This is a genomic window from Desulfosporosinus sp. BICA1-9, assembly GCF_000802135.1.
Map to the genome: position 1 here is coordinate 1 of NZ_JUEE01000213.1, position 14,230 is coordinate 14,230.

The window sequence follows — 14,230 nt, forward strand, 5'->3', positions numbered from 1 at the left end:
AAAGTAAACCTTCCATTCGGGTATCTTCGGCTCGACAGGAACCCACTCATAGTAATCTTCCGTATATTTGATGCGACTGTAATCAAACTCGGCCTGCAGCTCTTTGATATAAGCAAAGGGCTGCTCCATAGGCGCGAGCAACAGCTTCTCCCGAATGGCATCCAGCACAGCCTGCTGTTCACCGGTGAGAGGATTGTCCTGCAGGAAGGCGTCAAACTGCGCCTGATCCCAACAGTATACCTGCTCCAGTACCGCAGCATCGCCGCAAGCCAGCAGGAGCTGCAGGAAGTCCATAAAATCTCTTGCCACCGGATGCACATAGTTTCCCGGTGTATTCATCGGGCTGACGGCAAACACCATCTCGCCAAAGCCACGCACGAAGCAATAGTGGATACCATCCACACCGGCCCAGCCGATCACTTTCGCACCCTTGGGCGTGCAGAAGTAGTTGCTTTTGCTCTCGCCACGCTCCAAGCCAACGCGGGAGCCGTCAATATTCAGTTTTAGATATTTTTCAATGATTTTATATTGCTGAATCATTTCGTTTTTAGGTTGAATTAAGCATCTTAATCTGAAAAAGGTCAGAGTATTTTTGAGCTCCTGCATCTGAGATGTTTTTCTCGCAAAATCGTCATCTAGTTCTGCACATAACACTTACAACTGATCCTTTTTTGCCCAACCAATTCCTCACAATACTTAGATTTCTCTCTATTTTGATTTTCCTTATCACTTTTATCTTTTAAATAACCCTTTATTTCTTTCAGCTTTTGATAACAAGAGTTTATTTCTCCATATAAGTGCGCTTTCTAATCTTGAAATGGAATATTTAGCTTTATCATATAACCAACTTAAAGACATTTCCCCGCTGCATATAGATACGAATAGCGACCCGGTCAAAGTTAGTTTCCCGATTCTTCTGGAAGGGACACCGTTTGCAAACCTGCGATTGTCAATACCGGGGAACTAACTTAAACACCAGAATTTCCAAGCTAAAAAATAATGTTTTCTAAAATTCGCCACACGATGTGGCGATGATCCCGCGCGCGATTTTATATAACGTCCCGCGTACTCCCGAAGTCTGGTTACTACTTTCATGTTCTCTCAGATTTTGGGAATACGTTGTTCTACGACGTATCGTGCCCCATACTCAGACACGGACAGCGCCATGGACGGCGCTGCCTAAAGGAACATTCATAATACCTTCAATATCAACTATTTTCACCTAATATATAAATCCTATTTTTGTCATAACTCTTAAGTTGTTTATCATTGGTTACAAAATACTCACAATCATTATGTTCAAAGATAGCCAATTGAAGTGCATCTGGCACCTTGAACCCAAATTCTGCCCTTATCTTTGCAGTCAATTCTGCGATACTGGTATCAATACTCATAACAGAGAATCCCTTTGAATTGGAAAAGAAATCCTTGTAAACGTCCACTATATCATTTTGTCCAAGCATATATGGCTTTGCAAGAACCTCTATCAAGGTGATAACTGACGTAACCACCTGTACAGTTCCTTCAGCTGTTCTGTTAAATATATCGGAAACTTCATCGATGTAAACCGGATGCTCCTCAATAAAATATATTATCGGTGCCGTATCTATAAAAAGCTTTAAGCCTTTCTTCAATTCCATTCGTTTCTCTCCTGAGTAACATATTTCTGTGCGTCAACATCTTTCCATATCTCTTTGCCGATCCCTTTAATACCGGAAAAATCCTTGCTTTTCCCTTCAACAACCTTCAATATTAATACCCCGTCCACTTCGTCAGATATAACCTTTAGTTCCATTCCTTCCTTCAATTTCAGCTTTTCTGAAACCTCCTTTGGAAGCTTAATTGAGTTTCTATCAATAACGTATGCGTTAGCCATATTATCAATCTCCTTTCTGTGCTCTCTACTCTATTATAACCGCTATAACCAATATCTGCCACATCAATTACTTACACACATCGCATCCGATAATTCCATTATTATCCTACTTCTCCAATCTTCCCCCGTTATAAAGGAGGCTCCCTGGCCGTGAACTCTGATGATGAGCTGGTCCTGGGCCGCCGAAATCTTGGCAGCATAATTAAGATTTAAATTTGCCGAAGCGGATTGAGAGCTTTCGGGATTGGAAATTAAGCCCAAGGAAAGGATCAAGATCCCTGCCGCCCCGTCGAGCATTCCCCAAAAAGTAGGCTGCTTATAATTCAGGGCATTTTTCATCCGGCTTTTGGCGCTGCTTTCTCCAAAGGCCAGGGGGCTGCCGCCGATCATCCTGTGACTGAGAGCCAGGGATAAAAGAGAGCGGCTGTAATCCTGCTTGATTTCCTGGCCCATTTCCTTAAGAACCTGCTCGTCACAGGACATTTCCATATCTTTTGTCATCAGGATAAAACTCAGCCAGACCAGGGGATTGAACCAGTGAAGGCAGAGCAAAAAATAGGCCAAGGGTTTAATTAGATATCATAACGCCGGATATGTATTTCCTCATGCTTAAGGATATAGCTTTTTTCCCCTTCAGAAAAATCCGGCGGCAAATAGATATTAGGCTTAAGAAAACCTAAGACAAAAGGAGACCTCCTCGCCAATAAACCAAGGGATAAGGAAAAGTTTACTTTGTCAATTGCACCATTGAATCAGTGAATTACCCAGTTATATCAACGTTTTATTCGCACAACCGGGGTGCGAAAGTTGAGATCCTTATTATAAATATTTATCTTCAGATACATTACGTATCTTGCTCAAATCGACCATCTCAATCGTAGAACCAAAATTACAAATCTCTTTTCTTATCTTTACATTTTAATTATAAATTTAGATATATTTTTTAAAATTCCTGCTTAGTTGCAAAATATACAAATCATAGGATAAATAAAACCGCTAAACAGCGGTTTTATTTATCCTCAGGAATATATTCTATTAAATCCTCAATCTTGCACTGAAACACAGCGCAGATTTTATCAATTTGGTCGACTTCGATCCTTTTGGTCTCTTCATAATACATTTTGGACAGAGTTGCAGGTCTGATTCCGGTTAGACTGGATAAGGTTTTCTGATTCATTTTGTGTTTTCCAAGTAACTCTGACAGTTTAATTCTAACCATATCTCTGCACACTCCACTGGCTTTTGGCTTGATTGTATCAATAAGAATACTAAAAAAATACATTTCCAGATTAGTATAACTCCTGAAGTAAATTAATATACTATAGGAGTTATTTAATGATATAATTACCTTAGAAGTAATTATATTTCTCCTAAGGTTACCGAAAGGGTGGTAAAAATGAAAAAGCCAAAAACAAGTGAAAAAAAATGTTCAATAGGGAAGCGGATTAAACTATAAGACGCCCCAACTGAAAAAATGCTCTCAAAGGATCTCTTAAGCGAGACATCTCCCCTAATTAGAAAAGAAAAAAGGACTCTACCATAAAAACCCAACCCACCCTGGACGCCCACAGCATTCAGAGTACCATGCTCCTACCCCTTTGGGGAAGGGTTACCGCCAGTGAGAAAAAATCCCGACATTCTCTGCGACCGGCAGGCTATCAATATCATTAAAACTGTGCTTATGATTTTGACAGCATCGCTAAAGTTTTTGGGGAGTTCAGCGGCAATCTGCTATGTGGTGCGGGCCTGCAAAATCGGTGATGCCATCCGCGCTTACATCCAAGCTCATCCCTGGCTGCCATCGTCAACATCGGAGCCAGGCTGGACACCACCTTCTCCAGGGTGGATACGGCACAATCCGCTGGTACAATCTTGACCTGCCCGATGCTATTGCTTACCGGCAAAGCTTTATCCCTGACTCCGAGCGTAACCTGAGCATTGCTAAGTCTTTCTTCGATACTACCTGGTTTGACGATATCCGCTTTACCCCGGAAGAGAGCTATATTCCCTCTGATTCGGGATCTGTGCCCTGACGAGACGCTTCATCTCTTTGTGGGGAGAGGCGTAAAGGATATGGAATTCAAGTATGTCCCGGGCAGCACTCCTGTGCAACTGGAGTAAGCTAAGCCGAGATCGGGTGTCTTAAGCGGAGCTTTTCAATCCAATATTCAGCCAAGTAAAGGGAGACCACTAAAAACTTGTACTTTCTAATTGTTTAATTAAATTATGGAAAACTTGGCTTCCACAAAAACACTGCTTTCGCGCTTGTTACCTCAGCAAAAGCGAAGGCAAGAGCTTCAATTGCCTTATACTATCCGCCGATAAAAGCTTTATACTCCCTATAACATCTGATACGTATAAAGAAGCCAATCCCATATCATGCGACGATGATATGGGATTGGCTTCTTCGTTGCATTACCTTAGCAGCACCCATCTCTTACAAGTTATCCAATTTTCTCCTCCGAACCCTTCCTAAAAAAATCAATCACTCGGCTTGCCGGCCATTCCCTCTGAATATTCGATAAGGTGGGTGTTTACGAACTGAACACAGGAATCCATGCCAGGAAATGCTCCAAGCCCAGCTTCACCTAGCCGTTACCAGTTTCGGCGCAACACTCGATATGGATGGTTGGTTAGACCTTGCCCAACAAGGACTTTCCCCTTACCGGAGGTAAATAAGTATTAACATTAGGCAGGCAATGGATCCGACTTTTTCTAATATATTTTTATTATTCAGAATTCTCGAGGTTCAGGTACCTTTTCCGCTTGCTTTATTAACTATGTTTTCTGCTGTAGGCCTTTTCTTTAATGGTTGAACAAGGGGCACGTGAGGAAGTTATCAAGGAAGTCCGGAAAGTCTTAATCAGTTGAAGCAGAAGTATTAGGTTTAAACTTGGCATGAATGTCTACTCTATATTCAGTTAACTAAGGTCATGGACAGGAGGGATTTTGGATATGTCTCTATTGGACTTGTGGTTATACGGTGTAACGTGTGGGGCACAGCCATTTTCCTATTTTGGTACAATCCTATCATTAAGTGCCTTTATTTTTACCGTGTACGTGATCATTGCTGTTAAACAAGTATTAGATAATAAAAAACAACATTTACTATGGTAAATGTTGCTGGATTTTGTCTTCTGTAATTATATATGTTGCAGAGAGGTGGGAACCAATTAAGTTTATTCTTCTGCTTTCACAGGCTTAGTACTAATTCCGAGTCTGCGAAGTTTGGCATCTACTATTACATTAACCTCTATTTTCTTAAATTCCTCATCCCAGTTTTCTTCAAGTTCTGGCCATTCCTTAGGGAATTTACGGTGGAATGCCTCACCAAATTTGAAGATATCAACTCCCCATGCTTGGGCTTTGCTCAGCGCGGTATTGATTTCCTCCTCGATTACAGCAGCCTGTTTTTCTTCCAGTTCTTTAAAAGTATCAGGCTTGGTTAAGTCAACTTGAGACATTTGCTCGCCAAGATTCCCTTCTTCTTTCACCTCAACCGTAACCATCAGCTTGCCGTCTGTTATCTCAGGCTTAAGCTTGCTGGATGCCCGAATAATCTCCAAACCTACTTTCTTTGTTTCGTCTTGGGGTGATTGGACTACAACAATACCGCTTTTTACCTTACCTAAAATCCAGAGAAGTCCGCGTGTTTCTTTATGATCAAACCATCCTTTAAGCTTATCCTCTTGAAAAATTGCAGTCTCATCGAGTTTAAGGAGTTTTTTTACTTCACCATCTTCTTTCTGTTCTATTGTTTTTATGCCTGGAATAATGGGGTCGCTAGTTTTGCTTACCAGGGTTTTCATAAGATCTAATAGATTTATTTTTGGAACCTTAGATGTAGCAAAAGTCGCTTTGGCTAAGTTTTCGATTGCTTTGGAAGGAATCCTCTCCTGTTCATGCTCTGCTTCAATAACATCTGCAGCTTTGCCCCTGGCAACAAACATATACATTTGCTCTCGAACCTCATGATCACGGAAATACATATCCAGCAGGGGTGCAATTCCCACTTTAGCTTCTTCCTCACCAATTATAACAACTTTAGTTTGACCCCAAAATCCCTTTCTGCCTAATTGTATTGCAGCATTCCTGATGGCGTCAAAAATCGTTTTTCCTTTAGTTGTGACTATAAAGACCGATTTCCCGCCTTTTGCCTCCTTCTTAACCTCACCAGGTTTAAGAATCTGGAGGGTAAGGCTGATCTGGTCATCTTCTGTCCTGTCAATACCTACAGCTTGAACGACAGACAAAGTACCCAGTTCCCTTCTATTCCAACAGCCTGTTAACATAGAAAGGAGTAAAATAATCGTCATGCAAATAAGAAGTCGCTTTTTCATCCCTGTCTTTCTCCTTTTTTTCTAATTATAGCTGTTAGAAGGAGGATCGATGGAATAACTAAAAGGAAAAATACAGAATACCATGTAAATATTCTGTATGAGGTAAACTCCCTCACTTCGAGATAGTTGGGTGATATTAATACAGTTAACGGGACAATAATACTGCCGACCGGAAGAACAAGCGGTTTATAATCTTTGAGGTTAAGAAGTTGGGCTGTCCCAAATGCTGTTAAATAGTAATAAAAGGCTATCTTTACATACATGCCTATTGACCAAATTGCTATGTTAATAGAATCCAGACGTTCTAAAAAATCAGCAACATTGATTTGCCGGACTGTACTAAAGAAAGGAAAGGTATGATTCTTAGCTAATTGTGCTCCATAAACAGAGAGGACTGTGATTGTTATCAATAAAAAAAAGATGCTGATCAACAGAAAACTGTATATAAAAACGCCTTTCGCTTTTTGCTGGTCATTGAGGTAAGGGAGAAGCATGGCAATCCCTACAATTTCTATCGTTAGAGTAGAGGCATATAATCCACCATGAAGTGAAGGAAATAATCCTTTTTCCATTACAGGGGTTAGGGCTTTAAGATCCATCTCTTTAACAAGTAATATGGCAAATATCATTATCGCAATCATAAAAATTGGTGCAACAATCTCAGAAATGCGTCCCACTACTTCAATACCACTATGGGCTGCATAAGCAGCAAATATGATTAAAGAAATAGCAAAAAAAAGGAAAGGTGTTTCCGGCATCGAGGCAGTGTTAAAAAATTCGCAGAAGTAAGATAAAGTTATGGCAGTAAAATGGATGAAAAGCCAGATATATAGGATCCCTATCAATTTTCCTGCTTTCCCCACTATAGTCTGGCTGTACTGGATAATGGTTTGGTCTGGAAACCTCTTCGCTAATAGATAAACTGGCCCGGAGAGTAACAATTCGATAGGAACCATCAGCACGACTGACAGCCAAGCATCCTGATTCGCCGGCGGAGCCATCAAGACCGGGAGGTAGGTAATGGCAATGATTATCCTATTGATAAAGACAAGGAGAATAAGCTGTTTAGGAGAGATACGGCCGCCTTCTATCATAGTGTAAACCTCACAATTATCAGAAACTTAAAGTGATAACAAGTAACAAAAAAGAGCCTATTGAAACACTAGCTTGATTAAAAACTCTATGCCTTTATTCGGATTTGGAACTTTCACTCCAACTGTTTGGAGCAAGCTTAGCAGGAAGCCAATACCTAATAGTACAGAGGAAGTGATGAGTTCCGCCCATTGCTTTTTCTTAAGAAGCCCTGGGATTTCCAGAAGTGCTATACCGGTAAAGACAAGAATCAAAACTAAAACCTTCATCCTTCGTTTCTCCTTTACTCTTCTTCTGCTGCTATGGCAGGGGCAGTACTGATGCCGACCCCGCGAAGGTTTGCGTCTACTTCTACTGTAACCTCTAACTTTTTAAATTCCTCATCCCAGTTCTCTTTAAGTTCCGGCCATTCCTTAGGGAATTTACGGTGGAATGCCTCACCAAACTGGAATATATCAACTCCCCATGCTTGGGCTTTACGCAGGGCGGAATTGATTTCATCCTCGATAGCGGCAGCCTGTTTTTCTTCTAGTTCCTTAAAGGTATCGGGCTTAGTTAAGTATACTTGAGACATTTGTTCGCCAAGATTTCCTTCTTCTTTTACTTCAACAGTAATCATCAGCTTGCCATCAGTTATCTCAGGCTTAACCTTACTGGACGCCCGGAGAATCTCCAGGCTAACCTTCTTTTTCTCATCCTTAGGTGATTCCACTACGATAATACCGCTTTTGACTTCCCCTAAAATCCAAAGAAGTCCGCGTGTTTCTGTCCAATCAAACCACCCGACAAGCTTATCCTTTTTAAATATGGCTGTTTCATCTAGTTCAATTATTTTTTTTGTTTTATTATCAATTTTCTTTTCTATAACTTGAATACCTGGAGCAATCATATCCGTAGTTTTACTGGACAGGGTTTTAAGAACTTCATGTAAGTTTACTTTCGGCAGCTTGGATGTGGCTTTAGTCGCTTTGGCTAAGCTCTCCATTGCTTTTGCCGGAATCTTTTCCTGTTCATGTTCACCCTTGATGATATCTTTGGCTGTGCCTCCTCTGGCTATAAAAAAGTAGGGAAGTTCTCGCCACTCATGATCCCGCCTTGCAAAGTCAAGTAGAGGGATAATTCCCGCTTTAGCAGCTTCTTCTCCAATCACAACAACCTTGATGTGACCACCATATAACTTTCTATCCGATTCCAAGGCCGCATTTCTAAGAGCGTCAAATAAGGTTTCCCCTGTACTTGTAACTATCGACACCCCTTTTCCTCCCCCTCCCTTCACTTTAAGCTCACCAGGTAAAAGAAGCTGAAAGGTAAGGCTGATTTCATTATTTTCTGTCCTGTCAATACCCATTGCTTGAACAATAGACAAAGCAGTTAATTCTCTTCTGTTCCAACAGCCTGTAAGCATAGCTAGGAGTAAGATTGAAGTTATAAGGATGAGAATCCGCCTCTTCATTTCTGCATTTCTCCTTTTTTCCTGATGACAGCTGTTAGAAGAAGAAGGGATGGAATGAACAAGGTAAAAAATAAGGCGTACCAGGTATAGATCTTATAGGAAGTAAACTCCCTTAATTCGACAATGCTGGGTGTTATCAAGATACTTAACGGGATAATTACCGTGCCTATTGGAAAAACAAGTGGTTTATAGTCTTTTAAATTAAACAGCTGGCCTAGGCCCAGAACAGCCAAATAAAAATATAATGATACTTTGATAAACACACCCATTGTCCAAATCGCCATATGGACTGATTCTATACGTTCTAAGAAATCACCAACACTTATAATTTTAATTGCAGAAAAAAAGGGAAATGTGCGGGTTTTAGCTTCTTCAAATCCGTAAGCAGTTATTATTGAGATAGTTATTATTACAAAAAACAAGGATATTAAGGCGAAACTTAACAGAAATATTGTTTTTACTTTTTTCCGGTCGTTTAAATAGGGCAAAAGCATAGCTAGCCCTAACGTTTCGACCGATCTAGCTGCTATGGTAAATCCACCTTGAAGTACGGGCAGGGTACCCTTTTCCAAGATGGGGGTTAGGGCTTTAAGGTTCATATCTTTAGTTAGAAACAAAACAATTGTCATAATTCCAATTAAGAAAATGGGTACACAAAATTCAGACACACGGCTGATAACTTCAATCCCACTTCGGGCGGCGTAGGTACATAAAAGTATTAGAGAAACCGCGAAAAAAAGGATAGGAGTTTCGGGCATGACAGCTGTTGAAAGGAAGCTGCCAAACTGAGTTAAAGATAATGCTGAGAAATGAATAAAAAACCAGACATAAAGGATTCCTATCAATTTACCGGCTTTGCCGGCCACGGTCTGGGTGTACTGGATAATTGTCTGGTCCGGGAATTTCTTCCAGAGCAGATAAATAGGAACAGAAAGGAATAATGTAATAGGAAAGCTTAAGAGTTCTGACAGCCATACATCCTGGTTTTCCGGCGGAGCTGTAAAGTGCGGATTATAAGTAAGGTTAATAGAGATTCTGCTTATGACAATAAGCAGAATCAATTGTTTATAAGAGATTTTACCTTCTTCTAACATTCAGGTGGTCTACCTTTCTATTTGTCTATGGTTAAATAGACTCTAGTTTTTGGAACCTTCTTCAGGCGGTTTTGGCATGAGGGAAGGTTTTTGTCTCGTGGGGTTGTTCCCTCCTAGAACGCGGGGCCTTGTAAACATGGCCCACCAGGGAGCTCTGATAAACACATCTTTCAGGTCAGAAAAGGTTGTCGGTGCAAGAGGGGACATGTAGGGGACTCCCAAAGAGCGAAGAGCGCATTGGTGAGTGATGAAACCGATAAAACCTAACATAATGCCATATAAGCCGGCAAATCCTCCCAGAAAGATCAGGATGAATCTGGACAGGGCATTTATATCGGCTAGAGCTGGAGTTACAAAAGAAGAGATCGCAGTAAGGCCAACTATAACGACCATAGGAGCACCAACCAGCCCAGCATTAACTGCAGCTTCCCCAATGACAAGGGCCCCTACGATACTTATTGCCGGCCCGATCGGCCTGGGCAAACGTACTCCGGCTTCCCTCATTATTTCATAGATAACTTGCATCAATAAAGCTTCTACCATGGCTGGAAAAGGAGTACCTTCCTGGGCGGCGGCGATACTTATCAGCAAGGCCGGAGGCAATAATTCCTGGTGAAAGGTTGTAATTGCAACAAATAGCCCAGGTGTGAAAGTAGATAGGAAAAAGGCCAGCCAACGAAAGATTCTAATTAAACTTGCGTAATATGGCCGAGAATAATAGTCCTCGCTGGCTTGAAAGGCCTCGATGAATAAGTAGGGAACAGTTAAAGCAAAAGGTGTTCCATCAACTAGAATTGCCACTCTTCCCTCTAATAATTTGGCACTTACGATATCGGGCTTTTCACTGTTTCCTACTGTTGGGAAGATAGAAAATGGGGGGTCTTCGATAAATGCTTCGATATAGCCCGATTCCAAGATAGAGTCTGTCTCAATTCTATTAAGGCGGGTTTTTACTTCCTGGACTATTTTTTCATTGGCAATACCTTTAATATAAGCAACACAGATATCTGTTTTGGTTTGTTTCCCAATTTTCATTGGTTCAAATTTAAAATTTGGATTTTTGATTTTTCTGCGCAAGAGAGCCATATTTGTGCCCAAGCTTTCAACAAAGCCTTCCCGTGGCCCCCTTACAACTGCATCGGTTTTCGGCTCATCCACTCCCCGGGCTTCCCAACCACGAATAGAGGCAATAAGCGCTATATCCGACCCCTCAATGAATAGCACACTATCCCCAGACAAAATGCTATCGATGGTCTCCTCCAAAGTGCGGGATTCTTTTAGATTAGCTACCGAGAGTACCGATTCCTTAATAAGCGTAAATGCATTATCTTTATTAAAATCTTTACGAATGAACATCAGAGGCTTCATGAAGTTTTCATTAACTGATGCCTCATTGACAAGGCCTGAGATCATGACCACAAAGGCTTTTACTTGCTGCTCACTGCCTAGCTTGAACTCCCTAGTGATAAGATCGCTGGTTCCAGCAAAAAGATCTTGAATGGATTTCAGGTTTACATCAATGTTCTTTGATAACTGAGGGTTTCCGGAGGAAGCTTCTTTCTGTTCCTTGCTGGTCTCAGAACTCAATGCTTTAATTTTTGTTAATAATTTTTTAATAGACATAATTCACCTTTTAAGAAACATTCTACCTCTATTATTTGGATATATTGTGGTATTATGTATATCATATAATTTAACTTAATTTACTTAGTCTTCGTGTAACGGGGACGGTCCTTTTGATACAATTTTGAAGGGCCGTCACTCTTGATCTTACACGTGCCCTTACATTGCCTTTACACGCTTTTAAATATTAAACCTCTTACATGTTCGCATATTATGGCATATTATGGCATATTAAAAAGCGACCCCAACGGGGCCGCTCCATTCATTGATATAATTTAATAATGTTAATCCTTAAGTGCTTTATACTTATCCCAATAAACAGTTTCCGTCAACACTTCGCCGCCAATACCCATGTTACTATATTCGTGCTCATCCAGGGTGACAGTAAACGCTGCCATCGGAATACCTAAAGCTTGAGAAGCTGCTTGGCTCATTCCATGAATTAAGCTCCTCTTTTGATCAATGGTCAGGGCAGGTCCATCAAAACTAATCATTGGCATTTACAAAAGCACCTCCGCTAATTCATTTCTTAACTCTCATATAAAATCCCCATTAAAGCCACAAAACATGTAAATTATTTTGTCTTCTTTAGTCCTTTTTGTTTTTACCTAATTTAGCAGAAATACCCTCTCTAAATGTAAATGCAGAATCTGTAGTATATGTAGTGCAATCCAACGAACAAATGTCGTGTGGGGCGGTCCTTTTGTGTCAAAAGGACCGTCCCCACGACACCCCGCCACGACACGTCTAAATCTTCTTAGTCCTGCAGACAGGACAGTTCTGCATGGCCAATGGTACCTCAAGCCCACACTTATCCATCAAGTCTGCATTGACTAGAATTTCAGAGGTTACCCCATCTGCTGCAATCTCTCCGTTTTTGATCACGATGGTCCGATCACACATCTCGAAGATCATATCTAAATCGTGACTTGTAATAATTTTTGTGTGTTTAAAGCTCGTCAGCAGTTCCATGACCCTCCGCCTTGATTTCGGGTCCAGAGCAGCTGTGGGTTCATCCATCACCAAAATGTCTGGTTGCATTGAAAGCACCGAAGCAATAGCCGCTGCTCGCTTTTCTCCGCCTGATAACTTGAAAGGTGCGCGATCTTTTAAATGAAGGATTCCAACCAACTCCAAAGCCTGAAGGACTCGCTTTTCGACTTCCTTTTCGTCAAGCTTATAATTACGCGGCCCAAAGGCTACATCATCATAGACAAAAACTCCCATGAGCAACATCAGCAGCGTCGATTTTCCTGCCCCGTTCGCCCCTATGATTCCCACTGACTCCCCATGATAGATACAAAAGGACATTCCATTGACCGCTTTATGCCCATCCGGATAACTATAATGCAAATCCTTAGCCTCAAGTTTATGATGACTCATCCTATCACTCCCGTTATCACTGAACCTATTAACATCGGAATATTGTAAATCCTCGCTACCGCAAAGAAAAACACCCATCCTGCCAAATAAGCCAAATCCCAGACTCTAATTTCTCTAGAGTCCCCTGTATGGTACTCCCCTGCAAACCCTCTTAAACACATGGCTTCGTAAATACGCTGGGCTCTGTCAAACGTGCGAAGGATTAGTTGCCCTGCCAATGATCCCCAAGCACTTCGATGAACCCCTTTCTGTTCCGGAGCTCTTAGTGAATATGCTCTTAAAGTCCGAGCTACCTCCTCCATCAGCACAGAGATATATCGATAGGTCAAGAGCAGTTGAAGCACAAATATACGCGGGATTTTCAACATCCTCAAGGCCCCTGCCAGCCGGTCCATTCCCGTAGTAGCAATAAGAAGCAGGGCGGCGGTGACTGTTAATCCGCTCTTGATCAAAATAGAAAGGAAGGTAATCCAGCCTCTTGAGATTTCTCTTCCACCCAGCAAATAGATTTGATGGTCGAAGAATGGGTTTAGGATACCTATTCCAATAATAAACGGTGAAACAAGTAAAATCCTTAAAAGAATCGGTTTAATTGGAAGTTCAGCCAAAGTAAAGACCATCACCGGGTATAAGAACAACGGCAGCAATCCGCAGATCTCATATCTTCCAAAGGATACAACCACAGTTAAAAAACTAACTGTGGTTAAAAATTTTATGAGAGGGTGTAGCTTGCGTATCACGGTTTCCTGCCGGGCCAGATCATCAAGCAGCCGCATATTGTACAATGAATTCATGATGTTTGCCATATCAACAATCCAAATCTATAAGTATAAAATATAACTTAAAAATATCTCTTAGAACAAGGCTGGCTGCCTAACTAAACGAAGAATTTACGAATTTGCTCTAATTTTTCTTCGCTTCAGCAAACTGATGCCTGCACCTACAAGGCCGGCTAAGGCAAGCGTCATCCCGCCACCGACTAATCCCGCTGTACTCGTTCCACCACTTACGGCAGGCCACGCTTCTTCGGCTTCTCCAGCACTTTGTTCCATTTCATTTTTTGGTGCCTTAAAGGAATAATCCGGCAAAAAGGATGTTTTCGCCTGTAGGTCAGACAGTTGCTGATGTAGGCCATCAGGTGCCTCCAGTTCGGCTGTACCAGCAGTCTTGATCATGGCCCATTCCAAGCCATCAGGATTGGAAGAAGCAAACCAGGATAACCCGACTCCTGTCATCACCGCAACTATGACGAGTCCTGCAACAACCCTTTTTATGGATACATTGCCTATAGCTTCTCCCGAGGCGGCTCTCGCAATAATTTCCGGCCGTGAGTTCCAAATATACGTTACCACAGCTGCTGTGACAAGGC

At 41.5% G+C, this 14,230-nt stretch carries 15 protein-coding genes and 1 pseudogene; all 16 read right to left on the minus strand.

Annotated elements, in window-relative coordinates:
- Positions 1 to 540 (minus strand): annotated as a pseudogene (locus JL57_RS26325) (hypothetical protein); the annotation flags it as partial.
- A gap of 668 nt (positions 541 to 1,208) precedes the next feature.
- Complete coding sequence (locus JL57_RS26330) at positions 1,209 to 1,640, minus strand: PIN domain-containing protein (RefSeq protein WP_291300601.1); 432 nt, start codon at positions 1,638 to 1,640, stop codon at positions 1,209 to 1,211.
- Positions 1,631 to 1,876 (minus strand): hypothetical protein, encoded by a 246-nt coding sequence (locus JL57_RS26335; protein WP_034144867.1) that lies wholly within the window; start codon positions 1,874 to 1,876, stop codon positions 1,631 to 1,633. The genes JL57_RS26330 and JL57_RS26335 overlap by 10 nt, the downstream gene beginning before the upstream one ends.
- A 63-nt stretch (positions 1,877 to 1,939) precedes the next feature.
- Entirely contained in the window at positions 1,940 to 2,440 is a 501-nt protein-coding gene (locus JL57_RS35625) for a M56 family metallopeptidase (protein WP_366557110.1), read from the minus strand.
- A gap of 8 nt (positions 2,441 to 2,448) precedes the next feature.
- A complete protein-coding gene (locus tag JL57_RS36695; protein WP_366557111.1) occupies positions 2,449 to 2,580 on the minus strand; it encodes a M56 family metallopeptidase in 132 nt (43 codons plus the stop codon).
- A gap of 305 nt (positions 2,581 to 2,885) precedes the next feature.
- On the minus strand, positions 2,886 to 3,095 hold the full coding sequence (locus JL57_RS26345; protein ID WP_034144909.1) for a helix-turn-helix transcriptional regulator: 210 nt from the start codon (positions 3,093 to 3,095) through the stop codon (positions 2,886 to 2,888).
- Between the two features lie 1,960 nt (positions 3,096 to 5,055).
- Entirely contained in the window at positions 5,056 to 6,216 is a 1,161-nt protein-coding gene (locus JL57_RS26355) for a Ger(x)C family spore germination protein (protein ID WP_034144869.1), read from the minus strand.
- Positions 6,213 to 7,310, minus strand: a complete 1,098-nt coding sequence (locus JL57_RS26360) for an endospore germination permease (protein WP_034144870.1) — start codon at positions 7,308 to 7,310, stop codon at positions 6,213 to 6,215. The genes JL57_RS26355 and JL57_RS26360 overlap by 4 nt, the downstream gene beginning before the upstream one ends.
- A 57-nt stretch (positions 7,311 to 7,367) precedes the next feature.
- A complete protein-coding gene (locus JL57_RS26365) occupies positions 7,368 to 7,577 on the minus strand; it encodes a hypothetical protein (RefSeq protein ID WP_034144871.1) in 210 nt (69 codons plus the stop codon).
- A gap of 14 nt (positions 7,578 to 7,591) precedes the next feature.
- Positions 7,592 to 8,761 carry a Ger(x)C family spore germination protein gene (locus JL57_RS26370; protein ID WP_034144872.1) on the minus strand — a complete coding sequence of 390 codons (1,170 nt, stop codon included), beginning with the start codon at positions 8,759 to 8,761 and terminating at the stop codon, positions 7,592 to 7,594.
- On the minus strand, positions 8,758 to 9,855 hold the full coding sequence (locus JL57_RS26375; protein ID WP_034144873.1) for an endospore germination permease: 1,098 nt from the start codon (positions 9,853 to 9,855) through the stop codon (positions 8,758 to 8,760). Before JL57_RS26375 ends, JL57_RS26370 begins: the two co-directional genes overlap by 4 nt.
- A gap of 42 nt (positions 9,856 to 9,897) precedes the next feature.
- Positions 9,898 to 11,478 (minus strand): spore germination protein, encoded by a 1,581-nt coding sequence (locus JL57_RS26380; protein WP_034144874.1) that lies wholly within the window; start codon positions 11,476 to 11,478, stop codon positions 9,898 to 9,900.
- 284 nt (positions 11,479 to 11,762) lie between these two features.
- Complete coding sequence (locus JL57_RS26385; RefSeq protein WP_034144875.1) at positions 11,763 to 11,978, minus strand: tautomerase family protein; 216 nt, start codon at positions 11,976 to 11,978, stop codon at positions 11,763 to 11,765.
- A gap of 247 nt (positions 11,979 to 12,225) precedes the next feature.
- On the minus strand, positions 12,226 to 12,861 hold the full coding sequence (locus JL57_RS26390; RefSeq protein WP_034144876.1) for an energy-coupling factor ABC transporter ATP-binding protein: 636 nt from the start codon (positions 12,859 to 12,861) through the stop codon (positions 12,226 to 12,228).
- Complete coding sequence (cbiQ, locus tag JL57_RS26395; protein ID WP_034144877.1) at positions 12,858 to 13,667, minus strand: cobalt ECF transporter T component CbiQ; 810 nt, start codon at positions 13,665 to 13,667, stop codon at positions 12,858 to 12,860. The genes JL57_RS26390 and cbiQ overlap by 4 nt, the downstream gene beginning before the upstream one ends.
- A gap of 84 nt (positions 13,668 to 13,751) precedes the next feature.
- Positions 13,752 to 14,213: a PDGLE domain-containing protein gene (locus JL57_RS26400; RefSeq protein ID WP_291300602.1), complete on the minus strand. Its 462-nt coding sequence runs from the start codon at positions 14,211 to 14,213 to the stop codon at positions 13,752 to 13,754.
- Positions 14,214 to 14,230 lie beyond the last annotated feature (17 nt).